This is a genomic window from Mycolicibacterium sp. HS_4_1, from assembly GCF_054515875.1.
On the sequence record NZ_CM137261.1, the window covers coordinates 863875 to 885969 of the forward strand.

A 22095-nucleotide genomic window follows, 5' to 3' on the forward strand; every position below is an offset into this window, starting at 1 on the left:
CGGATTGATCACGCGAGGAAGCCGACGTCCTTGCGGCCCCCGCCCACCACGGGGTCCGGATCTGCCCCGAGCGTCCGGGCGAGGACCTCGTGATAGACGTCGCGGAAGTCGGTGGTGACCTTCAGATCTCCGTTGTCCAGATCGGTCAGTGACGGCTCGTCGCCGTAGAAACCACCCTTGACCGGGGCGCCGGCGATGAACATCGGGCCGGCCGTGCCGTGGTCGGTGCCCTGCGACGCGTTGGCGCGTACTCGGCGACCAAACTCTGAATACGCCATCAGCACAACGTTTCTTCCGTGCGGGTCGCCGGCCATCTGGTCGAGGAAGCCGGTCACCGCGGTGTCGAGTTGGCTCAGCAGCCGCTGCTGGGTCCCGCGTTCGTTGGCGTGAGTGTCGAATCCGCCCAAGCTCACGCTGTACACCCGCGTCGGGACGCCGGCCTTGATGCAGCGTGCCACCACCCCGAGCTGGTCAGCGAGGGCATTGTCCGACTTGTCCTTCGTGGTCGGCGACTTACCCTTGTGCGATGCGGGCCGCGTATCGGATTGCGTGGCGGGCTGCAGCGCAGCGTCGGTCGTCTGCGCGGCCCGATACGACTGGCGCACCATCGCCATGGCCGGAGTGTCCTGAGCGGCCGGTGTGCCCAGGGCGTCGATGGTGTTGGCGAACGACTTGACCGTATGGTCACCATTGACCGAAAGTGCTGCAGCGGTAACTTTTTCGCCGACCGCCAGGGGCGGCAGGACCGTGCCGACGTTCACCGCGCGCAGCGGGTCGTCCCCGGTCGCGTCGAGCCACCGTCCGATCCAACCGGTAGCCACCGGCTCGTCCGGCGAGGCGGTCTGCCAGATGTCCATCGATCGGAAATGACTGTGGTCGGGTTTGGGATAGCCGACTCCGCGGATCACCGCCAATTGCTGCTGCTGCCACAGTTTGGCCAGCCCGGGCATCCCGGGGTTCAACCCGAGCGCCGAGTCCAGATGCAGCACATCGGATGCGGCGTAAGCCAATTCGGGCCGGGACTGGTGGTAGGCCGAGTCTGCGTAGGGGATCAGCGTATTGATGCCGTCGTTGCCGCCGTACATCGTGACCAGCACCAGGACGCCCGAGCCCTGTGCCAGCGGACGATCGTGCGCGGCCTGCAGCAGGTCGGGCAATCCGAAGGTGGCGCCGGCCAGCAGTCCCGCCGCGGTCAATCCCGTGCTGGCGAACAGAAACCTGCGCCGATTCATCTCAACCATGTGCACCCCTACGACGTCAGGTTCTCGGGCGTGTTCGCCGCAGTGGCCACCAGTTCGGGTGGGCGGTTGACCAGGGGGCGCAGCGCGGCTGCGCTCTGGTCCGACCACGAGCCGATGCCGAGCAGGTATCCGGCCGCGTCGATGCGATCCGACGGTGCCGCGTCGGATATGGCGGAGAGGTCACCCTTACGGGCCAGCGCGGTGGCCGCGCGTAGCCGCACTCCTGCGCCCGCGGTGGACAGCCAGGCCTGGCCACGCGGCCAGCCACCGACGTCTGGCGGGTAGAAGGGCTGCTGGCCAAGCATTTTCAGGGTTTGGTCGATCAGCTGCGCATTCCGCGTCGTCGGCACCTTGAGGGCACGCACCAGCCCGACGGTCCACTCCACCGGAGTGTTCACCAGGGACGCGGGGTGGGAGAGAAACTCCGGGTCGGTCAGGATGGCCAGGGTCAGTGCCTTCAAGTCGCGGTCGGTGCCGTATGCGCCGACCAGTCGAGACAACGTCGGCGCCGACGGCGGGTCGTCCGACGCGAGTTGCTGCCAGAGCCGTTGCGCCACAAACTCGCCAGACTCCGGTCGTGCCAGCACGGCGTCACAGAATCCCGCGGCGTCCAGGGCACCCGTCACACCCAGCACGGTCTTGTCTCCGGCGTCGTGCCGTTTGTGGACCAGGCTGGACTGCCCGTCATTGATCACCCACCCGGTCAGTGCACGGGCCCCTTCTCGCACGTCGGATTCGGTGTAGCCGTTCCCGTGGCCGAGCGCGAAGAGCTCCATGAACTCGCGAGACAAATTCTCGTTGGCGGCCTTCTCGGTGTTCTGCTGACCATCCAGCCAGCGCAGCATGGCCGGGTCGGTGAGCATCGAGTACGCGAGCGACCGGAAGTCGCCGAGTGCGCCGGTCCGTAGTTTCTGGTTCTGTATGGCCATCAGCCCTGCGGCCCGGACTTTGCGCGCAGAGGTGGCAAAGTGGTTGTGCCACAGCAAAGTCAGCTTCTCGTGGACCGGCTGCTGTACCGCCACCATGCGGTTCAGCCACCACTGTGACAGGGTGTGCATCTCATCGTTGAGACCGCGGTTGTACTCCTTCCGCGCTGCGGCGGTCGCGCCTTTGCCGGGTGGGATGGACGCGCGGAACTCCGGCAGGGGCGTCGATTTGGCGCCGGGATCGGCCTCTGGGTGCGAGTCGAGCGCTGCGGTCAGATGGTCCGGTTGCGCGACGGCAGCATCGACGGCGCGACCGGTGGTGCCGAAACCGGTGCGGCGCAACAGCCGTGCCGTGGCCATCCACTCCGCTGACTGCGTGGGCATGACGCAATGGTGAAGGGCGAGCTTAAGTGCGCGCTATGAGCCCGAGTACCCGATGCTGTGTAGTTTTGTCACGCTCGTCGGCCGCGAACGTCACCAATGTGCACGCCTATGACGGCGTGTTGGGGGCAGACGCGCACGCTCGTGGGAGGTCCAGCCCCTGCGCAAGCTCGTCGTGAGGGAGCTAGGAGGGCGGAGGCTTGCGCTTCTTGGATTTGATGCCGACGCGGCCCCACAGCGAGAAGCCACGGATGGTGACGCGCGGGGCCCCGGGGGTGCCCCGCTGCCCGAGGTGGTCGAACGCGCCCATGACACCGACACCGTGGACGTCGACGTTGACCTCCGGTGGCAGCAGGATCGTCTGGCCACCGAAGATCGAGTAGGAGTGGATCTCGACGTCGGGAGAGGTGAAATCTGCGTACCGCAGATCGATGACGCCGCCGCCGAACAACGAGAACGACGTCAGCCGCTGTGGCACGTTCCAGCGGCCCCGCCGCTCGAATCCGCTCATGATCGCCAGCAGCAACGTCGAGGGCGCGGGGTGGCATTCGCCGCCCGCTTCCCACGGTGCGGTGGTGATGTACGGCAGGTCGGCGCTCAGCTTCAACAGTTCGGCGTACGTCTGCGCCGAATAGGCGCGGTTCAGTCGGTCCTCGTACTCGGACATCGGCAGCCGCCCCTGCGCGGCCGCGTCGCTGAGGAGGTGAGCGACCTGTATCCGGTCGGTATCGGCGGCGCGCATCTGTGCGCGCGAACCTGGGGTGCTCATCAAATCGAGCCTACGACGATCACAGCAACTTGCAAGGCTGCTGTTACAAACTGTGGCCGCATCGACGTCATATCCGTTACGGGATGTGGATCACTTACTCCAGTTCGGCTGCCGCTTCTGCAGGAAGGCCATCATGCCTTCCCGTGCCTCGTCGGAGACGAACAACTCTGCCGATTGCTTGGCCAGCTTCTCGGCATCGCGGTCGAAATCAGCCAGGATCGACGCCGTGGTCAGCGCCTTCGACGTGGCCAGACCCTGCGGTGAGCCCTTGGTGATCTCATCGGTCAGTTTCGCCACCGCGGCAGGTACGTCGTCTGTCGCGATGGTCACCAGGCCGATCCGTTCGGCCTCCTCAGCACCGAACTTCTCACCCGTGACGAAGTAGCGACCCGCCGCACGGGCCGTCATCTTCGGCAGCAGCGTCAGCGAGATGATCGACGGCGCCACGCCGATTCGGGCCTCGGTCAATGCGAAGGTGCTTGCGGTGCCTGCGACAACCAGGTCGCAGGCACCGATCAGTCCCATGCCGCCCGCCCGGACGTGGCCGTCGATGGCGGCGATCACCGGAACGGGCAGCTCCAGGATCGATCGCAGCAACCTTGCGGCCTCCAGGGCGCGGGCCGTGGCAAGGTCGCCGGGATCGCGTCCGGCGGCTTCACTGAGGTCAGCGCCGGCGCAGAAGGTGCCGCCGGTGTGGCCGAGCACCACCACCCGCACGCCCGGATCGTCGGCCGCATCGATGAGGCCCTGCCGCAGCTGGTCTACCAGTGCGGTCGACATCGCATTGCGGTTGTGCGGTGAATCCAGCGTCAATCGGGCGACGCCGTCTTCGACGGAGTAATGCACAAGGGCGGTCATGGGGTTCCTGTTCAGTACGAGCGCGGCAGGCCCAGCGAGGTCTGTGCGACGAAGTTCAGCACCATTTCCCGGCTGACGGGAGCGATCCGCGCCAACCGCGATGCGGTGACGGCGGCGGCGATGCCGTACTCCTTGGTCAGGCCGTTACCGCCCAACGATTGCACAGCCTGATCGACGGCGCGCACCGACGCTTCACCGGCGGCGTACTTGGCCATGTTGGCCGCCTCGGCGGCGCCGAAGTCGTCACCGGCGTCATACAGCGTCGCGGCTTTTTGCATCATCAGCTTGGCCAACTCGAGCTCGATATGAATCTGGGCGAGCGGGTGCGAGATGCCCTGATGAGCACCGACCGGGACTTTCCACACCTGGCGGGTCTTGACGTACTCGGTGGCGGTGCGGATGGCGAGACGACCGGTGCCGACGGCCATGGCCGCACCGATGATCCGCTCGGGGTTCAGCCCGGCGAACAGCTGCGCGATGGCGGCGTCTTCGGAGCCGACGAGCGCATCGGCCGGCAGCCGCACCTCGTCCAGGAACACCTGGAACTGGCTCTCCGGGCTGATGATCTCCATCTCGATCTTGGTCCAGGTCAGGCCCGGCGCATCGGTGGGCACCACGAACAGCGCCGGCTTCAGGTTGCCGGTCTTGTGGTCTTCGGTGCGTCCGACCACCAGCACGGCGTCCGCCTGGTCGATGCCCGAGATGAAGACCTTCTGCCCGGACAGGATCCAGTCGCTGCCATCGCGGCGGGCCGTCGTGGTGATGCGGTGGCTGTTGGAGCCGGCGTCGGGTTCGGTGATCGCGAAAGCCATGGTGAGCGAGCCGTCCGCGAGACCCGGGACCCAGCGCTTCTTCTGCTCCTCGGTGCCGTACTTGGAGATGATGGTGCCGTTGATGGCCGACGAGACGACCATCATCAGCAGCGGACAGCCGTTTGCGGCCATCTCTTCCATGACCAGGCTCAGCTCGTACATCCCGGCACCACCACCGCCGTACTCCTCGGGCATGTTGACGCCCAGGAAGCCGAGTTTGCCGGCCTCAGCCCACAATTCGTCGGTGTGCTGCCCGGCGCGGGCCTTGTCCAGGAAGTAGTCCTGGCCGAACTTCGCGGCCATCCCGACGACGGCCTCGCGCAGCGCCTTGCGCTCTTCGGATTCGATGAAGCTCATTTGTCATTCTCCTTCGGGGTTTACGGGGGGTTCGATGCGGGCCATGACAGCGCCGACATCGACCTGCTGCCCGGGTTGCACGTTGAGTTCGGCGAGCACACCGGAATCCGGTGCGGCGATGGTGTGTTCCATCTTCATGGCTTCCAGCCAGATCAGGGGCTGGCCGGCCGTGACCTGGTCGCCGACGGTCGCGCCGACGCGCACCACGGAGCCGGGCATCGGCGCCAGCAGCGAGCCCTTGGCGACGGCGGAGTCCGGATCGGGGAACCGCGGCTGAGTCACCAGGTGGATAGCGCCGCCGGGGGAGTCGACGAACACGTCGGCTCCGTACCGGGCGACGTCGAACGACCGCTCAACGCCGCTCCGTGCCAACACCACGCGAGCGGGATCGGTGGTCACCACAGTCACGTCGTCGCAGTCGGGAAGCTCGACGCCGTCGCGGGTGAACCGGTACCGCACCTGATGCTCGGCTCCGGCTGCGTCACTGTACGAACGGCTCTGGTACCCCGACGCGAGGTTGCGCCAACCGCTCGGCGCGGCGGCGAAAACCGTTGCCGTGGCGCGGTTGTGCGCGGCGTCGGCCAGGGCGGCGGCGACGGCGGCCAGCGTGATGTCCGCGCCTGTGGGCGCCGCCAGTTCGGCCAGGCCGTGCGTGTCGAAGAACGCGGTGTCGGTGTCACCGGCCAGGAAGGCGGGGTGCCGCAACACATTCACCAACAGGTCGCGGTTGGTGCGCAGGCCGTGAATGCGCGCCCGGGACAGCGCGTCGGCGAGGATCGCCGCCGCCCGGTCGCGCGTCGGTGCGAACGAGATGACCTTGGCCAGCATCGGGTCGTAGAACACCGACACCACCGAACCGTCGACGATGCCGGAGTCGACGCGCGTTCCGGCGCGGCCCAGCAGACTGAACTCGGTTCGGGTACCCGGCACCTCGAATCGGTGCATCGTGCCCGCCTGTGGCTGCCAGTCCTTCGCCGGGTCCTCGGCGTAGAGCCGGGCCTCGATCGAATGTCCTTGCGTCACCGGTGGTTCCTGATCGAGCCGTCGCCCATCCGCTACGGCCAGCTGCAGCTCGACCAGATCGAGTCCGGTGGTCTCCTCGGTGACCGGGTGCTCGACCTGCAGGCGGGTGTTCATCTCCAGGAAGAAGAATTCACCGTCCGCCCCATCTTCTCCGGAGGCCATGAACTCCACGGTGCCGGCGCCGGTGTAACCGATCGCGGTCGCCGCCAGCCGGGCCGCCTCGAACAGCTTGGCGCGCATGCCCGCGGTCCGCTCCACGAGCGGGGACGGTGCCTCCTCGATGACCTTCTGGTGGCGCCGCTGGATGGAGCACTCGCGTTCGCCGACGGCCCACACTGTGCCGTGCGCGTCGGCCATCACCTGAACCTCGATGTGGTGCCCGCTGGCCAGATAGCGCTCGCAGAACACCGTCGGGTCGCCGAATGCGGACTGGGCCTCGCGCTGCGCGGCCGCGACTTCGGCCGGCAACGCGGACAATTCGCGAACCACCCGCATGCCGCGGCCGCCGCCGCCGGCGGAAGCCTTGATCAGCACCGGCAGTTGGTCGGCCGTTACGGAGTCGGGGTCCAGCTCGGTCAGTACCGGAACGCCGGCCGCCGACATCAGCTTCTTGGCCTCGATCTTGGAGCCCATGGCCTGTACCGCGGCCACCGGTGGGCCGATCCACGTCAGCCCGGCGTCTTGCACTGCGGCGGCGAAATCGGGGTTCTCCGAGAGGAATCCGTAGCCGGGGTGGATGGCGTCGGCACCGGAGGCCTTGGCCGCGGCAATCAGCTGGGCGGCGTCGAGATAACCGGTGCGACCCTCGAGCCGCACCCGGTCGTCGGCCTCGGCGACGTGGGGCGCGGCAACGTCGGGATCGGTGTACACCGCGACGGTGCCGATGCCGAGCCGGCGGCAGGTGGCGAACACCCGGCGAGCAATTTCACCGCGGTTGGCCACCAGTACTTTCTGAATCATTTTTCCTCCGGCCGAACGTGAGCTTGTGTTCGAGATATCACCGAAAACTCGTGCACAAGCTCACGTTCGGCGGCAGCAATTTCCATGGTCACATCCGGAAGACGCCGAAGTTCGACGTCCCCTCGATCGGGGCATTGGCAATGGCGGACAAGCACATTCCCAGCACGGTGCGGGTGTCGCGGGGGTCGATGATGCCGTCGTCGTAGAGCCGGCCGGACAGGAACGCCGGCAGCGATTCGGCATCGATCTGCGCTTCGACGGCGGCACGCAGCGCCGCATCGGCGGCTTCGTCGACCTGGCCGCCCCGGGCTTCGGTGGCCGCCCGGCTGACGATGGAGAGCACGCCGGCCAGCTGCGCGCCACCCATCACCGCGGACTTTGCACTGGGCCAGGCGAACAAGAACCGGGGGTCGTAGGCCCGGCCGCACATGCCGTAGTGACCGGCGCCGTACGAGGCGCCGATGAGCAGCGAGATGTGCGGCACCTTCGAATTGGAGACGGCGTTGATCATCATCGAGCCGTGCTTGATCATGCCGCCTTCCTCATACGCCTTACCGACCATGTAGCCGGTCGTGTTGTGCAGGAACAACAATGGCGTGTCGGCGCGGTTGGCCAGCTGGATGAACTGGGTGGCCTTCTGGGATTCCTCACTGAACAACACGCCGCGCGCGTTGGCCAGGATGCCGACCGGGTAGCCCCACAGCGTGGCCCAGCCGGTCACCAGCGACGAGCCGTACAGCGGCTTGAACTCGTCGAAGTCCGAACCGTCGACGATGCGGGCGATGACGTCGCGCGGATCGAACGGGATGCGCAGGTCGGCGCCGACGATCCCCAGCAGTTCGTCCTCGGGGTAGAGCGGTGGCACCACCGGCGCCGGCGTCGGGCCCTGCTTGTGCCAGTTCAGCCGGGCCACGATGCGGCGGCCGATGCGGATGGCGTCGAGCTCGTCCTGTGCGAAGTAGTCGCCGAGACCCGATGTGCGGGAGTGCATTTCGGCGCCACCGAGGGATTCGTCGTCGGACTCCTCGCCGGTGGCCATCTTGACCAGCGGCGGCCCGGCCAGGAACACCTTCGAGCGCTCCTTGATCATCACCACGTGGTCGGACATGCCGGGGATGTAGGCGCCGCCGGCGGTAGAGTTGCCGAACACCAGCGCAATGGTCGGAATGCCCTCCGCCGACAGCCGGGTCAGATCGCGGAACATCGCGCCGCCCGGAATGAAGATCTCTTTCTGGGTGGGCAGGTCCGCGCCGCCCGACTCGACCATCGAGATCACCGGAAGCCGGTTCTCCCGCGCAATCTGGTTGGCGCGCAGGATCTTCTTCAGCGTCCATGGGTTGCTGGTACCGCCCTTGACGGTCGGATCATTGGCGACGATCAGGCACTCGACACCTTCGACCGTCCCGATGCCGGTGACCAGGCTGGCGCCGACGACGAAGTCGCTGCCCCACGCGGCCAGCGGGCTCAGCTCCAGGAACGGGGAGTCCTGGTCGACCAGCTGCTCGATGCGCTCACGCGCGGTGAGCTTGCCACGGGCATGGTGGCGGTCGACGTATTTCGCGCCGCCGCCGGCCAGCGCCTTGGCGTGCTCGGCATCCAGCTCGGTGAGCTTGGCCGTCATTGCGGCGGCAGCTTCGGTGTATCCGGCCGACGCGGTGTCGAGCCGGGATTTCAACTGGGTCATGATGCGCAATCCGCTCCGCTACTTGCTTGTGTCACGACTGGAACCCCAGCGTCTTGGCGGCCAGTGAGGTCAGAATCTCGGTGGTACCGCCACCGATGCCGATGATGCGCATGTCGCGGTATTGCCGCTCGATTTCCGACTCGGCCATATAGCCCATGCCGCCGAACAACTGCACGCCCGCGTTGGCCACCCACTCGCCGGCCTCGACGGCGGTGTTCTTCGCGAAACAGACTTCGGCGATCAGGTTCGTTTCCCCGGCGAGCTCCCGCTCGACCAGGTGATGCGTGTACACCCGGGCGACGTCGATGCGCCGTGCCATCTCGGCGAGGGTGTTCTGCACCGACTGCCGCGAGATCAGCGGCCGGCCGAACGTCTCGCGGTCCCGGCACCACTGCACGGTCAGGTCCAGGCAGCGCTGCGCGCTCGCGTAAGCCTGCGCGGCAAGGCCGACCCGCTCGGAGACGAAGGCGCCCGCGATCTGCAGGAAGCCGGAGTTCTCCGGCCCGACGAGGTTGGCAGCCGGCACCCTGGCGTCGACATAGGACAGTTCCGCGGTGTCCGACGAGCGCCAGCCCATCTTCTCCAGCTTGCGGCTGACGGTGAAGCCGGGGGTGTCCTTGTCCACCACGATCAGCGAAACACCGGCCGCGCCAGGGCCGCCCGTGCGCACCGCGGTCACCACGTAGTCGGCCCGCACACCCGAGGTGATGTAGGTCTTGGCGCCGTTGATGATGAAGTCGTCACCGTCGCGCTCGGCGCGCGTGGTCAGGTGCCCGACGTCCGAGCCGCCGCCGGGTTCGGTGATGGCCAGCGAGCCGATCATCTTGCCCTGCAACGTCGGTCGCACGTAGGTGTCGATCAGCCGCTGGTCGCCCGAGGCGATCATGTGCGGCGTGGAGATGCCGCAGGTGAACAGCGACGCGAAGACTCCACCGGGCACGCCGGCGTAATGCAGCTCCTCGCAGACGATCACCGCGTCGGCGCCGTCGCCGCCGCCACCACCGACGGATTCGGGCGCCTGGGCACCCAGCAGGCCCGCCGCACCGGCTGCCTCGTGCAGCGAGCGGGGCAGCTCACCGCTGCGCTCCCACTCGTCGACGTGGGGCAGAATCTCCCGTTCGGCGAACGCGCGCACGGTCTTTCGCAGTGCGTCACGTTCGGGTGTGGTCCAGATGCTCACGAAAAAAGTTCCTCCGGGATATCGAGATGACGGGTTCGTAGCCATTCCCCGAGGCCCTTGGCCTGGGGATCGAATCGGGCCTGGTACGCGACGCCTTCGCCGAGGATGCCCTCGATGACGAAGTTGATGGCGCGCAGGTTGGGCAGCAGGTGTCGCGTCACGGGCAGCTCGGCCGTCTCGGGCAACAGCTCACGCAGCTTGTCGACCGTCAAAGTGTGTGCCAGCCAACGCCATTGGTCGTCAGCACGGACCCAGACGCCGACGTTGGCCGCACCGCCCTTGTCGCCGCTGCGGGCTCCGGCAATGGTGCCCAGCGGTGCCCGGCGGGTGGGCTCGGCGGGCAGCGGCTCGGGCAGCGACGGATCATCGACCGGGCCCAGCGCCAGGGTCTCCGCGGACGGTGCGATGTCGACCCGGGTGCCGTCGGCCAGCACCGCCACGTGCGGCACCAATGTCGCGTCGACGTAGCCGGGCTTGAACAGGCCGTACACCTGCCCGTCGCCCGGGGGCGCGGTGGTCGTGAATCCCGGGTAGCTGGCCAGCGCGAGTTCGACTGCGGCTGCCGAGAACTTGCGGCCCACCTTGGCTGGATCGGGATCGCGCACCACACAGTGCAGCAAGGCGCTGGCACGTTCCTCGGTGTCGGCGTCGGGGTGGTCGGTCCGGGCCAGCGTCCACTGCACTTCGGCCGGGCGATCCGTGATGCTCGCTTCCAGCTGGCGCTGCAGCAGATCCGCCTTCGCCTCGATGTCCAGGCCGGTGAGGACGAACGACGCGGCGTTGCGGAAACCGCCGATGCTGTTGAGCGACACCTTCAACGTGGGCGGCGGCGCCTCGCCGCGTACTCCGGAGATGCGCACGCGGTCCTCGCCGTCGGACGTCAGCTCGAGCGAGTCGACTCGCAGGGTGGCATCGGGGTTGGCGTAGCGCGCCCCAGTGATCTCGTAGAGCAGCTGCGCAGTGACGGTGTCGACGCTGACGCGGCCACCGGTGCCGGGGTGCTTGGTGATCACCGACGAGCCGTCGGCGGCGATCTCGGCCAGGGGGAACCCGGGGCGGATGAGGTCGGGAATCTCGGTGAAGAAGCTGAAGTTGCCGCCCGTCGCCTGAGTGCCGCATTCGATGACGTGGCCCGCGGCGACCGCGCCGGCGAGTGCGTCGTAGTCGGTGCGGGTCCAGCCGAAGTGCGCGGCGGCCGGTCCGACGATCACCGAGGCGTCGGTGACCCGGCCGGTGACCACGACGTCGGCCCCTGACTTCAGGCAGTCCACGATGCCCCAGGCGCCGAGGTAGGCGTTGGCCGACAGTGGGGTGCCGAAGCCCAGCTCGGCGGCACGGCCGACGAGGTCGTCGCCCTCGACGTGCGCCACGTTGACGGACAGGCCGAGTCGCTCGGCCAGTACCCGCACGGCGGTCGCCAGGCCGCCCGGATTGAGGCCGCCGGCGTTGGCCACGATCTTGACGCCCTTGTCCAGGGCGAGGCCCAGGGACTGCTCGAGCTGGCGCAGGAAGGTCTTCGCATAGCCGAGGTCGGAGTTCTTGGCCCGGTCTCGAGCGAGGATGAGCATGGTGAGCTCGGCGAGGTAGTCGCCGGTCAGGTAGTCCAGTTCACCGCCGGCGAGCATCTCGTGCATCGCCGCCATCCGGTCGCCATAGAACCCTGAGCAGTTTCCGATCCGGACTGCTGGTGATGTCACACACACTCCCGTCGTTCAACCAACCGGTAGGGAGGTTAGTCGGTACTAGCGGTACCGAGTCAAGGGGGTTCGGGGTTGCGTGTTGCCCGGTTGGGGCGACGTTTTGGAGCCTACGCAGGTCGGCGGCTATCCTGAGGTGCAATCGCTGCGCACGCGAGGACCGAAGTAGATTCTGCCGGCCTTCGTACGTCGCGCGGCTGACCGCAAGCAATTCCGTTTAGTTAGAGAGGTGCACATCATGGCTGTGCCCAAGCGCAGGATGTCGCGCTCGAACACCCGTAGCCGTCGCGCGCAGTGGAAGGCCGAGGCTACCGGCCTGGTCAACGTGAACGTCGCAGGTCAGGCGCACAAGGTGCCGCGTCGTCTGCTCAAGGCCGCGCGTCTGGGTCTGATCGACCTCGACCGCCGCGTCTGAACCGACCTCGACTTCGGCGTCGTAACAGTTTTTCTCGCGTCCGTGTGGCGCGTCTTCTCAGTCCGCTCTCAGATGGTGGGGTGAGACTGTGCCTGTGCGAATCCTTGTAGTCGACGATGACCGCGCTGTGCGTGAATCATTGCGTCGGTCACTGACTTTCAACGGGTACTCGGTCGAACTGGCCCAGGACGGTGTCGAGGCGCTGGAGCGCATCTCCAGCGACCGGCCCGACGCTGTGGTGCTCGACGACATGATGCCCCGGTTGGACGGCCGTGGTGTCTGTCGTCAGCTGCGTAGCAGCGGTGATGACCTTCCCGTGCTGATGCTGACGGCGCGCGACTCGATCGACGAACGCGTCGCAGGTCTCGACGCCGGCGCCGACGACTATCTGCCGAAGCCATTTGCGCTCGAGGAGCTGCTCGCCCGGATGCGTGCGCTGCTGCGCCGGACCGGACCCGCTGAGGGCACCGAATCGGCGGCCCTGACCTTCTCCGACCTCAGCCTCGACCCGGTCACCCGCGAGGTCACCCGGGGCTCTCGGTCGATCAGCCTGACCCGCACCGAGTTCTCGCTGCTCGAGATGCTGATCCACAACCCGCGCCGGGTGCTCAGCCGCAGCCGGATCCTCGAAGAGGTATGGGGCTTCGATTTTCCGACGTCCGGCAATGCCCTGGAGGTCTACGTCGGGTACCTGCGCCGTAAGACCGAGGCCGAGGGAGAACCGCGCCTGATCCACACCGTGCGCGGCGTGGGTTACGTGCTGCGTGAGACCCCACCCTGATGATGTTCGACAAGGTTCGCGTGGCGGTGGACCGGAAGATGCGGGAAGTGCCGCAGATGCCGGTGACGACGCCGGACGGTCCGGTGCAACATGACGCCAGTTCGGTGTCGCTGAAATGGCGCGTCATGCTGCTCGCGATGTCGATGGTGGCCATGGTCGTCGTCCTGATGTCGGTCGCGGTGTACGTCGTGGTCTCCAAGGCGCTGTACGGCGACATCGACAACCAGTTGCACAGCCGCGCGCAACTGCTGATCGAGAGCGGCTCCCTGGCCGTCGACCCCGGCAAGGCGATCGAAGGCACGGCGTACTCGGACGTCAACGCGATGTACGTCATTCCGGGGCAGTCCATCTATACCGCGAACCAGCAGGGGCAGACGCTGCCGCTCGGGGCGCCGGAGAGGGACGTCATCGCCGGCAAGCTGCTGATGTCGTTGCGCACCACCAACTATCAGCGTGTGCTGGCCGTGCACCTGCAGTCGGGCAACTCGCTGCTGATCTCCAAGAATCTGGGCCCTACCAGTGAGGTGCTCAAGCGCCTCGGCACCATTTTGCTCATCGTGGGTGGAATCGGTATGGCCGTCGCCGCCATCGCCGGCGGCACCGTGGCGCGTACCGGGCTCAGACCGGTGGCCCGATTGACCGAGGCCACCGAACGCGTGGCCCGCACCGACGACCTGCGCCCCATCCCGGTCTACGGCAACGACGAATTAGCCCGGCTGACAGAGGCTTTCAACATGATGCTGCGGGCGCTCGCCGAGTCGAGGGACCGGCAGGCCCGCTTGGTGTCGGACGCCGGTCATGAGTTACGCACACCGCTGACGTCGCTGCGGACCAATGTCGAACTGCTGATGGCGGCCATGGCGCCCGGGGCGCCGCCGTTCCCGGAGGAGGAGATGACGGGTCTGCAAGCCGACGTCATCGCCCAGATCGAGGAGCTGTCCACACTGGTCGGTGACCTGGTGGACCTGACCCGCGACGACGCCGGCGTGACGATCCACGAGCCCGTCGAGATGGCCGAGGTCGTCGACCGCAGCCTGGAACGAGTCCGGCGCCGTCGCAACGACATTGACTTCGACGTCGACATCGCCGGTTGGCAGGTGTACGGCGACGGTGCCGGGTTGTCCAGGGCGGTGCTGAACCTGCTCGACAACGCTGCCAAGTGGAGCCCGGCGGGCTCGGTGGTGCGGGTCCGGCTGGGGCGCATCGACCCGACGCATGCCGAGCTGGTGGTGTCCGACTGGGGGCCGGGTATCCCGCCGCCGGAGCGCGCCCTGGTGTTCGAGCGTTTTTACCGGTCGACGACGGCGCGGGCGATGCCCGGTTCCGGCTTGGGGCTGGCGATCGTCAAGCAGGTGGTGCTCAAACACGGTGGCGCACTGCGGATCGAGGACACCGTCCCGGGCGGGACGCCGCCGGGCACTTCGATCCATCTCGTGCTGCCGGGGCGGCCCTCCGGCGTGACCGCAACACACCGGCCCTCTGGGCTGGACGTAACGGGCGTGACCACGGAAAATGAAGCTGCCCGGACGGGGGAGGAAGTCTAGGGTGCGGCCAGTGGTGTCTCAGTGGATTCTCAGCCCAAAAGGGCACCGTTGGGCCATGTCGTTCGTTGTCCCGGCAGCGAATCGGAAATACAGGAAGAGTGTCGACCAGTAATGACGAATCACCCGAGGTACTCGCAGCAGCCCGAGTCCGGTCGGCGTCCTGATTCCTATCAGTCCGCGCCGGGCTACGGCGCGTCGCAGCAGCCGGGGTCCTCGTACGACTGGCGGTACGCCACCCATCAGCAAGGCCAGAACACCGGGCAGTACCCCACGGGGAGCTACGCCACCGGTCAGTACCCGACGGGGCAGCACCAGACCGGCACGTACTCCACCGGTCAGTACTCGACCGGGCAGTACGGTTCGCAGCCGTACGACCCTTACCGCACCGGCCAGCAGAATGGCCGGCCGTCCGTCGCGGCGCGACCGCAAAGCCGTTCCCGCACAGGGCCTCTGGTTGCCGGAATGGCTGCCGTGGCACTGGTGTCGGCGGGCATCGGCGGCGGCATCGTGATGCTGGCCCAGCCTGACTATTCGAACAGTTCGACTCCGTTGGGCGGTGCCGCACATGGACAGCACGCCGGCAACGCGCCGATCGGTTCGGTCGAGCAGGTGGCCGCCAAGGTGGTGCCGAGTGTGGTGAAGCTGGAGACCGACATGGGCCGGTCTTCCGAAGAGGGTTCGGGCATCATCCTGTCCGCGGACGGGCTGATCCTCACCAACAACCACGTGGTGGCCGGCGCCAAGGATGCTCCAGGCATACCACCCGGGGCTCCGCCGGTGCAGACCAAGGTCACGTTCAACACCGGCAACACCGCCACCTTCCAGATCGTCGGCACCGACCCGAGCAGCGACATCGCCGTGGTGCGGGCCAAGGGCGTCTCGGGACTGACGCCCATCCAGTTGGGTTCGTCGTCCAACCTCGTGGTGGGGCAGCAGGTGGTGGCCGTCGGCTCGCCGCTGGGTCTGCAGGGCACCGTGACCGAGGGCATCATCAGCTCGCTGAACCGCCCGGTCGCCGCGGGCGGCGACGCCAAGAACCAGAACACCGTGCTGGACGCCATCCAGACCGACGCCGCGATCAACCCCGGTAACTCCGGTGGCGCGCTGGTCAACATGAGTGGCGAGCTGGTCGGTATCAACTCGGCCATCGCGACGCTGGGCGGGGATTCCGGCCAGTCGCAGAGCGGCTCGATCGGTCTGGGCTTCGCGATTCCGGTCGACCAAGCCAAACGCATCGCCGACGAACTGATCAAGAACGGCATCGCCAGCCACGCGTCGCTCGGCGTGCAGGTGGGTAATGACAAGGCCATCGACGGCGCCAAGATCGTCGACGTGACCAACGGCGGCGCGGCCCAGTCGGCCGGCCTGCCCAGCGGTGTTGTGGTGACCAAGGTGGATGACAGGGTGATCAGCAGCGCTGACGCATTGGTTGCTGCGGTGCGCTCGAAGGCCCCCGGTGACAAGGTCACGTTGACCTACCTGGACACCGCGGGCAAACCGCAGACGGTTCAGGTGACCCTCGGTAAGGCTCAGCAGTGATGGGCGCGGGGCCGAGTTCGATGTCAGAGGCGGGATATACGGTGACAGGCATGGAACAGGCAGGGGAATTGGCCGGGCGCGCACTTGTCGTGGTCGTGGACGACCGCACGGCGCACGGCGAAGAGGATCACAGCGGCCCGTTGGTCACCGAACTGCTCGGTGAGGCCGGCTTCCTTGTCGACGGCGTGGTCGTCGTCCCGGCCGACGAGATCGAGATTCGCAACGCCCTCAACACCGCGGTGATCGGTGGTGTCGACCTCGTCATCTCCGTCGGCGGTACCGGGGTCAGCCCCCGCGATGTGACGCCGGAAGCCACGCGCACCATGCTTGATCGTGAGCTGCTCGGTATTGCGGAGGCGCTGCGGTCGTCGGGCTTGGCGGCGGGTATCTCGGACGCGGGCCTCTCGCGTGGCCTGGCGGGAGTCTCCGGAAGCACGCTCGTGGTCAACATCGCGGGCTCGCGCGCGTCGGTGCGTGACGGTATGGCCACGCTGGGACCGCTGGCGGCCTACATCATCGCGCAGCTGTCCAGCCTCGACATCTGATAGCTGGAGCTCCGCCTGGGGCGTCGGTCGAACGGGGTAATCATGAAGTTCGTCCAGCTTGAACGATTCACTTCAGCAAATTGTGATCTTGGTCACACAATCGGAAAACTGTGATGAGCGACACGCAGCCCTCGCGCGATCTAGTTAACAAGGTGTTTGGCGACGTTTTGCCAGACGTTACTCGGGATGAATGTAACGAGCAGTCCGCATCCGGAGATGGTGACCGGGATCGCTGGTTACGGGAAAACGTTCCCCCGCACCATCGCTGAGCACCGGCTTTCACCAAACGGCCGCCGCAGCCGATGTTAACTCGCGATTACGCCGGTCAGCGGGTGCGTTGAGACCATGTTTCCGCCCTGTTTCAACCCAACCGGCCGGTAGCGTCGGCCCCGGTTTTCAGCTAGTTCCCAGCAAACATTTCAGCAACGGGAATACATGCGCGGTCTGTGCGTCGTTCGCATTGCCGGACGCTGCGTACGCCGATATCTTCCTCGTGTCAACGATGAGCAATAGGTAAGAGCAACATGTGAAGTTCGCCTACGCGGCGTACATGGAGGTCTTGCGACGGTCGCGCGGTCAGCTTGCTGGCACGCCTACTGAGCTAGGGAGAATATGAGGGCATTCAGTCGGGTGCTGGTGGCACTGGTGGCGGCGCTGTCGTCGCTGTTTCTGGGCGCGGGTACGTCTCATGCGGGTCTGGACAATGAGCTGAGCCTGGTCGATGGTCAGGATCGGACGTTGACGGTGCAGCAGTGGGACACGTTCCTCAATGGTGTGTTCCCGTTGGACCGCAACCGGCTGACGCGTGAGTGGTTCCATTCGGGCCGGGCGAAGTACAAGTGCGACGGCAAGGGTTGTGATCAGTTCGCGGGGACGTTGGAGCTGGGTTACCAGATCGGTTTCCCGTGGTCGCTGGGTGTGGGTATCAACTTCAGCTACACCACGCCGAACATCCTGCTCGATGATGTGAACCCGTTTGGTTTCCCGGCGATCGGTGGCGGCATCATCACGCCGAACCTGTTCCCGGGTGTGTCGATTTCGGCTGACTTGGGCAATGGTCCGGGTATTCAGGAGGTCGCGACGTTCTCGGTGGATGTGTCCGGTCCGGCCGGCGGCGTGGCGGTGTCGAACGCGCACGGCACTGTGACGGGTGCGGCTGGTGGTGTGCTGCTGCGACCATTCGCCCGCCTGATCGCCAAGACCGGTGATAGCGTCACCACCTACGGAGAACCCTGGAATATGAACTAGGTGCACGGCAGCAGCGCCTAGGCCTTATGCTGGGCGCCGACAACGCATTCGGGGCGGCGTCGACAGGCCACAAGTCGGCCCTGTCGACGCCGCCCCTCGTCTGCAAGGAACTTTTATATGGAACATCAAGCCCAGAGAGTGGGGACCATGAAAGCATTCAGTCGGGTGCTGGTAGCGACCGTAGCGACAGTGTCGTCGTTGTTCCTTGGAACAGGTACGGCCCATGCGGGCCTGGACAATGAGCTGAGCCTGGTCGATGGTCAGGATCGGACGTTGACGGTGCAGCAGTGGGACACGTTCCTCAATGGTGTGTTCCCGTTGGACCGCAACCGGCTGACGCGTGAGTGGTTCCATTCGGGCCGGGCGAAGTACAAGTGCGACGGCAAGGGTTGTGATCAGTTCGCGGGGACGTTGGAGCTGGGTTACCAGATCGGTTTCCCGTGGTCGCTGGGTGTGGGTATCAACTTCAGCTACACCACGCCGAACATCCTGCTCGATGATGTGAACCCGTTCGCGGTCGGTGCGGGAGGCCTCATCTACGGCGGCGGTGGCGGCATCATCACGCCGAACCTGTTCCCGGGTGTGTCGATTTCGGCTGACTTGGGCAACGGTCCGGGTATTCAGGAAGTCGCGACGTTCTCGGTGGATGTGTCCGGTCCGGCCGGCGGCGTGGCGGTGTCGAACGCCCACGGCACTGTGACGGGTGCGGCTGGTGGTGTGCTGCTGCGACCATTCGCCCGCCTGATCGCCAAGACCGGTGACTCGGTGACCACCTACGGCGAACCCTGGAACATGAACTAGGTCAATTCGGATGCGCCCAGGCCTTATGCTGGGCGCCGACGACGCATTCGGGGCGGCGTCAACAATGCCAGCGATCTGGTCTTGTTGACGCCGCTCTCGTCGTCTACGGGAACTTCACGGGACCATCGAGCCCAGAAAGCGGGAATCATGAGGGCATTCAGTCGGGTGCTGGTGGCACTGGTGGCGGCGCTGTCGTCGCTGTTTCTGGGCGCGGGTACGTCTCATGCGGGTCTGGACAATGAGCTGAGCCTGGTCGATGGTCAGGATCGGACGTTGACGGTGCAGCAGTGGGACACGTTCCTCAATGGTGTGTTCCCGTTGGACCGCAACCGGCTGACGCGTGAGTGGTTCCATTCGGGCCGGGCGAAGTACAAGTGCGACGGCAAGGGTTGTGATCAGTTCGCGGGGACGTTGGAGCTGGGTTACCAGATCGGTTTCCCGTGGTCGCTGGGTGTGGGTATCAACTTCAGCTACACCACGCCGAACATCCTGCTCGATGATGTGAACCCGTTTGGTTTCCCGGCGATCGGTGGCGGCATCATCACGCCGAACCTGTTCCCGGGTGTGTCGATTTCGGCTGACTTGGGCAATGGTCCGGGTATTCAGGAGGTCGCGACGTTCTCGGTGGATGTGTCCGGTCCGGCCGGCGGCGTGGCGGTGTCGAACGCCCACGGCACTGTGACGGGTGCGGCTGGTGGTGTGCTGCTGCGACCATTCGCCCGCCTGATCGCTAAGACCGGTGACTCGGTGACCACCTACGGCGAACCCTGGAACATGAACTGATTCGGGCGGTTCGCACCGAGATATGACGGAGCCCCCGGCCACTGGCCGGGGGCTCCGCCGTATCGGCTACTTCGTCTCTTCGTTCTTCACGTTCTTCACTTCGAGCAGGTCGCGAATCTGGGTCAGCAACTCCACTTCCTTCTTGACCGCTTCCTCCTTGGCGTTGCGGAACTTGCTGTAGGGCAGCACAATCACGAAGTAGATGACGGCTGCGACCAGAACGAAGTTGATCGTCGCGCTCAGGACGGCGTTCAGGTCCATGTAGTTGTCGCCGAGCAGGTGGATGCGCAGCACACCGTATGAGTGGTCGCCGCCGGCGCCGATGCTCGAGATCAGCGGCTGGATCACCTGATCGGTGAATGCCTTCACCAGGGTGGTGAACGCTGCGCCGATGACGACGGCGACGGCCAGATCGACGATGTTCCCCTGCATGAGGAACGCTTTGAAGCCCTTGAACATGACTGCCCTCCCTGTGATACGGCCTGTACCCAGGAACGTTAAGACTGACCTTGGCTTCGCGCAGTAGTCAGCGGCCTCACGGTCGCAACAGATGCGGTCCGGTGACGAAATCGAAATCGGCCGCCGGGCAAATTTCGCTCGTCAGTGCAGAGTGACGGTGATCGCGCGATGCAGAGCCGCGCCGGCGACGGCATTGGCGCTGTGCCGCGGCAGGGCAACGAGTACGACGCGTTCGTCGGCGCTCGTCGGTGCCGTGAGGCGTTCGGAGACCAGCACCACCCGGGCGTCGGTGGCGATGACCTCGGCCGTCTGATCGGCGGCCGCGCCGGTGTTTTCCGGTCCGGCCAAGACGTCCACGACGTCGCCCGAGCGCAGCAGATCCGGAAGCGCGGCGTCGGCCAGATGCAGTGGCACCATGCGCGCGTCGGGGCCGGCAGCAGCAGTCGTAAGCCGCGAACCGAGCAGTCGCACGTCGGTGATGACCTCACCGCGCCGTGCGGGAGCGGCCAGTGTCGAGCCAACCGCGGCGCTGGATTCGTGCAGTGCACCGTCGGGAATGCTTGGTGCAGAACGCGATTCGATGACGACATCAGCGGCCGTCAAGGACGAGCCGGGGGCCAGGTCATGCTTGGCGACGACGACGGGCACCAGTCCGATTCGGGGGTCCGGTCGGAACTCGATGACGGCTGCCAGGATCACCAGCAATCCAGCGACGACTCGGCGCGCGGCGGTGGTTCTGGCCCAATCGGGCCGCAGTTTCTGTGTCAGTCGGCCGATCAACGGCGCGTCGAGCGAATCCCCCATGCCGTAACGGTAGGGATTTTGCGCTGGAAGCACAGGCCGGACGGCATCCGGCCTGTGGATAACTCAGCTGGACGCTGCGGCGGCCGGTGCGGTCGACTTCGTGCTGCTGCTGCTGCTCGACGAAGACGAGGAGTCCGATGAACTGGAGCTGGACTCGCTCTTGGCCGGAGCCGCCGCGGTGCTGGAGCTCTTCGAGTCGCGGCTGTCGGTGCGGTAGAAGCCGCTGCCCTTGAAGACCACGCCAACGGAACCGAACAGCTTGCGCAGCCGGCCGTGGCACTTCGGGCATTCGGTCAGCGCGTCATCGCTGAAGGCCTGCACCGCGTCGAACCGGTTGTCGCACTCGGTACACGCGTAGGAATAGGTCGGCACGTAAACCTCCGAGGTCGTCAAACTTGTTAGCACTCTACCGGCTTAAGTGCCAAAACAGCTATTCGGTGTCGGGCATTCCCGCGTCGGCGGCCGCGATGGGCTGGTGGCAGGGCCAAATGTCTCCGGTACGACGGCGGGACGCATAGCATTGTGCGCATGACTGGCAATATCACCAAGGGCGGCTGCGACAACCCGGACTGCACCTGTGAGAACTGCAACTGCGGACCGGGATGTACCTGCGGCAAGGACTGACGCCCCGCTTTTCCTAACTACCCAGCTTGACCAGCCCTGACCTCGGGGTCAGGGCATGCGTCATGGGTACGTCGTGCGGCTCGGCGGGCAGCGCCGGCAAGACGTCGTCGTCGTACACCACTGCGACGAGCAACGCGTCCGGTGCAGCCAGCGGCAGTGACCGATCGTAGAAACCCGCGCCGCGGCCGAGCCTGCTTCCGGCGCGGTCGACGCCCAGCGCGGGGATCAGGATCATCCGTGCGTGTTTGATCGCGTCAGGTGGCAGATGCGGTGTGGCCGGTTCGAGCAGCCCGAATTGCGCTTCCGTGAGGTGTCCGGGTCGGTACCGGCCCCAGCTCAGGGGGGCGTCGGGGCGGGTCACCGGCAACAGCACCTCGGCGCCCGCTTCGGTCAGGGCGTCCAGCATCGCGGGCGAACCCGGCTCGGTGCCGATCGGCATGTAGGCGCACACCACGTCGCCGGAGACCACCAATTCCGGTATCTGTCGGGCCAGCGCATCGGCGGCCGCCTGCCTCTGCTCGGGCGCCAGGGCGCGGCGTCTGCGCAGGATGGCTTTGCGCAGCTCGTCCTTTTCGACCCCGGGGCTCACGCTTACCACCGTGTCATATTTGCTCCCGCAGTGTTGTACACCTGTCCAGGTAATGGCCACTTTGACGTTGCCGCC

21 protein-coding genes are annotated in these 22095 nt (G+C 66.3%); 8 read left to right on the top strand and 13 right to left on the bottom strand.

What is annotated here, in order from left to right:
- Window positions 1–8 precede the first annotated feature (8 nt).
- The 9 genes from ACX12F_RS04065 to ACX12F_RS04105 all read right to left on the bottom strand — a co-directional run bounded on the left by ACX12F_RS04065 (window position 9) and on the right by ACX12F_RS04105 (window position 11834).
- Window positions 9–1241 carry a DUF1501 domain-containing protein gene (locus tag ACX12F_RS04065; protein ID WP_459368373.1) on the bottom strand — a complete coding sequence of 411 codons (1233 nt, stop codon included), beginning with the start codon at window positions 1239–1241 and terminating at the stop codon, window positions 9–11.
- 8 nt (window positions 1242–1249) lie between these two features.
- Window positions 1250–2551 carry a DUF1800 domain-containing protein gene (locus ACX12F_RS04070; RefSeq protein ID WP_459368374.1) on the bottom strand — a complete coding sequence of 434 codons (1302 nt, stop codon included), beginning with the start codon at window positions 2549–2551 and terminating at the stop codon, window positions 1250–1252.
- Between the two features lie 181 nt (window positions 2552–2732).
- A complete protein-coding gene (locus ACX12F_RS04075; protein ID WP_459368375.1) occupies window positions 2733–3317 on the bottom strand; it encodes a DUF1707 SHOCT-like domain-containing protein in 585 nt (194 codons plus the stop codon).
- A 90-nt stretch (window positions 3318–3407) separates the two neighbouring features.
- Window positions 3408–4175 (bottom strand): enoyl-CoA hydratase family protein, encoded by a 768-nt coding sequence (locus ACX12F_RS04080; RefSeq protein ID WP_459368376.1) that lies wholly within the window; start codon window positions 4173–4175, stop codon window positions 3408–3410.
- A gap of 11 nt (window positions 4176–4186) precedes the next feature.
- Window positions 4187–5344, bottom strand: a complete 1158-nt coding sequence (locus tag ACX12F_RS04085) for an acyl-CoA dehydrogenase family protein (protein ID WP_459368377.1) — start codon at window positions 5342–5344, stop codon at window positions 4187–4189.
- 3 nt (window positions 5345–5347) lie between these two features.
- Window positions 5348–7327, bottom strand: a complete 1980-nt coding sequence (locus tag ACX12F_RS04090) for an acetyl/propionyl/methylcrotonyl-CoA carboxylase subunit alpha (protein ID WP_459368378.1) — start codon at window positions 7325–7327, stop codon at window positions 5348–5350.
- An 88-nt stretch (window positions 7328–7415) separates the two neighbouring features.
- Complete coding sequence (locus ACX12F_RS04095; RefSeq protein ID WP_459368379.1) at window positions 7416–9011, bottom strand: acyl-CoA carboxylase subunit beta; 1596 nt, start codon at window positions 9009–9011, stop codon at window positions 7416–7418.
- A 31-nt stretch (window positions 9012–9042) separates the two neighbouring features.
- Window positions 9043–10191 (bottom strand): acyl-CoA dehydrogenase family protein, encoded by a 1149-nt coding sequence (locus ACX12F_RS04100; protein ID WP_459368380.1) that lies wholly within the window; start codon window positions 10189–10191, stop codon window positions 9043–9045.
- Window positions 10188–11834, bottom strand: a complete 1647-nt coding sequence (locus ACX12F_RS04105) for an acyclic terpene utilization AtuA family protein (protein ID WP_459370233.1) — start codon at window positions 11832–11834, stop codon at window positions 10188–10190. The genes ACX12F_RS04100 and ACX12F_RS04105 overlap by 4 nt, the downstream gene beginning before the upstream one ends.
- 292 nt (window positions 11835–12126) lie before the next feature.
- Between ACX12F_RS04105 and rpmF the strand changes: the two genes are divergently transcribed.
- The 8 genes from rpmF (at window position 12127) to ACX12F_RS04145 (ending at window position 19544) form a co-directional block, all read left to right on the top strand.
- The gene (gene rpmF / locus ACX12F_RS04110; protein WP_459368381.1) at window positions 12127–12303 is read left to right on the top strand and encodes a 50S ribosomal protein L32; all 177 of its coding nucleotides are present in this window, start codon (window positions 12127–12129) and stop codon (window positions 12301–12303) included.
- A 94-nt stretch (window positions 12304–12397) separates the two neighbouring features.
- Window positions 12398–13084: a response regulator transcription factor gene (locus ACX12F_RS04115; protein ID WP_459368382.1), complete on the top strand. Its 687-nt coding sequence runs from the start codon at window positions 12398–12400 to the stop codon at window positions 13082–13084.
- Between the two features lie 56 nt (window positions 13085–13140).
- Window positions 13141–14628 carry an ATP-binding protein gene (locus ACX12F_RS04120; protein ID WP_459370234.1) on the top strand — a complete coding sequence of 496 codons (1488 nt, stop codon included), beginning with the start codon at window positions 13141–13143 and terminating at the stop codon, window positions 14626–14628.
- 111 nt (window positions 14629–14739) lie between these two features.
- Window positions 14740–16167, top strand: coding sequence for a S1C family serine protease (locus tag ACX12F_RS04125; RefSeq protein WP_459368383.1), 1428 nt, complete (start codon window positions 14740–14742; stop codon window positions 16165–16167).
- Between the two features lie 20 nt (window positions 16168–16187).
- Entirely contained in the window at window positions 16188–16712 is a 525-nt protein-coding gene (locus tag ACX12F_RS04130) for a MogA/MoaB family molybdenum cofactor biosynthesis protein (protein ID WP_133763292.1), read from the top strand.
- 612 nt (window positions 16713–17324) lie between these two features.
- Window positions 17325–17960, top strand: a complete 636-nt coding sequence (locus ACX12F_RS04135) for a porin MspA (RefSeq protein WP_459368384.1) — start codon at window positions 17325–17327, stop codon at window positions 17958–17960.
- Between the two features lie 147 nt (window positions 17961–18107).
- The gene (locus ACX12F_RS04140; protein ID WP_459368385.1) at window positions 18108–18761 is read left to right on the top strand and encodes a porin MspA; all 654 of its coding nucleotides are present in this window, start codon (window positions 18108–18110) and stop codon (window positions 18759–18761) included.
- Window positions 18762–18908: 147 nt separating this feature from the next.
- Window positions 18909–19544, top strand: coding sequence for a porin MspA (locus ACX12F_RS04145; protein WP_459368384.1), 636 nt, complete (start codon window positions 18909–18911; stop codon window positions 19542–19544).
- Window positions 19545–19610: 66 nt separating this feature from the next.
- Here ACX12F_RS04145 and mscL read toward each other — a convergent pair whose 3' ends face one another.
- The 4 genes from mscL to ACX12F_RS04165 form a co-directional block, all read right to left on the bottom strand.
- The gene (mscL, locus tag ACX12F_RS04150) at window positions 19611–20003 is read right to left on the bottom strand and encodes a large-conductance mechanosensitive channel protein MscL (RefSeq protein WP_459368386.1); all 393 of its coding nucleotides are present in this window, start codon (window positions 20001–20003) and stop codon (window positions 19611–19613) included.
- A gap of 141 nt (window positions 20004–20144) precedes the next feature.
- A complete protein-coding gene (locus ACX12F_RS04155; RefSeq protein ID WP_459368387.1) occupies window positions 20145–20807 on the bottom strand; it encodes an SAF domain-containing protein in 663 nt (220 codons plus the stop codon).
- Window positions 20808–20870: 63 nt separating this feature from the next.
- The gene (locus ACX12F_RS04160; protein ID WP_459368388.1) at window positions 20871–21179 is read right to left on the bottom strand and encodes an FmdB family zinc ribbon protein; all 309 of its coding nucleotides are present in this window, start codon (window positions 21177–21179) and stop codon (window positions 20871–20873) included.
- Window positions 21180–21444: 265 nt separating this feature from the next.
- The gene (locus tag ACX12F_RS04165) at window positions 21445–22020 is read right to left on the bottom strand and encodes a 5-formyltetrahydrofolate cyclo-ligase (protein ID WP_459368389.1); all 576 of its coding nucleotides are present in this window, start codon (window positions 22018–22020) and stop codon (window positions 21445–21447) included.
- Window positions 22021–22095 lie beyond the last annotated feature (75 nt).

Excerpts from the sequence above, each read along its gene's own strand:
- ACX12F_RS04065 (WP_459368373.1), bottom strand. The coding sequence starts at position 1,241 with ATGGTTGAGATGAATCGGCGCAGGTTTCTGTTCGCCAGCACGGGATTG.
- ACX12F_RS04070 (WP_459368374.1), bottom strand. The coding sequence starts at position 2,551 with ATGCCCACGCAGTCAGCGGAGTGGATGGCCACGGCACGGCTGTTGCGC.
- ACX12F_RS04075 (WP_459368375.1), bottom strand. The coding sequence starts at position 3,317 with ATGAGCACCCCAGGTTCGCGCGCACAGATGCGCGCCGCCGATACCGAC.
- ACX12F_RS04080 (WP_459368376.1), bottom strand. The coding sequence starts at position 4,175 with ATGACCGCCCTTGTGCATTACTCCGTCGAAGACGGCGTCGCCCGATTG.
- ACX12F_RS04085 (WP_459368377.1), bottom strand. The coding sequence starts at position 5,344 with ATGAGCTTCATCGAATCCGAAGAGCGCAAGGCGCTGCGCGAGGCCGTC.
- ACX12F_RS04090 (WP_459368378.1), bottom strand. The coding sequence starts at position 7,327 with ATGATTCAGAAAGTACTGGTGGCCAACCGCGGTGAAATTGCTCGCCGG.
- ACX12F_RS04095 (WP_459368379.1), bottom strand. The coding sequence starts at position 9,011 with ATGACCCAGTTGAAATCCCGGCTCGACACCGCGTCGGCCGGATACACC.
- ACX12F_RS04105 (WP_459370233.1), bottom strand. The coding sequence starts at position 11,834 with ATGGCGGCGATGCACGAGATGCTCGCCGGCGGTGAACTGGACTACCTG.
- rpmF (WP_459368381.1), top strand. The coding sequence starts at position 12,127 with ATGGCTGTGCCCAAGCGCAGGATGTCGCGCTCGAACACCCGTAGCCGT.
- ACX12F_RS04120 (WP_459370234.1), top strand. The coding sequence starts at position 13,141 with ATGCCGGTGACGACGCCGGACGGTCCGGTGCAACATGACGCCAGTTCG.
- ACX12F_RS04125 (WP_459368383.1), top strand. The coding sequence starts at position 14,740 with ATGACGAATCACCCGAGGTACTCGCAGCAGCCCGAGTCCGGTCGGCGT.
- ACX12F_RS04130 (WP_133763292.1), top strand. The coding sequence starts at position 16,188 with ATGTCAGAGGCGGGATATACGGTGACAGGCATGGAACAGGCAGGGGAA.
- ACX12F_RS04135 (WP_459368384.1), top strand. The coding sequence starts at position 17,325 with ATGAGGGCATTCAGTCGGGTGCTGGTGGCACTGGTGGCGGCGCTGTCG.
- ACX12F_RS04140 (WP_459368385.1), top strand. The coding sequence starts at position 18,108 with ATGAAAGCATTCAGTCGGGTGCTGGTAGCGACCGTAGCGACAGTGTCG.
- ACX12F_RS04145 (WP_459368384.1), top strand. The coding sequence starts at position 18,909 with ATGAGGGCATTCAGTCGGGTGCTGGTGGCACTGGTGGCGGCGCTGTCG.
- mscL (WP_459368386.1), bottom strand. The coding sequence starts at position 20,003 with ATGTTCAAGGGCTTCAAAGCGTTCCTCATGCAGGGGAACATCGTCGAT.
- ACX12F_RS04155 (WP_459368387.1), bottom strand. The coding sequence starts at position 20,807 with ATGGGGGATTCGCTCGACGCGCCGTTGATCGGCCGACTGACACAGAAA.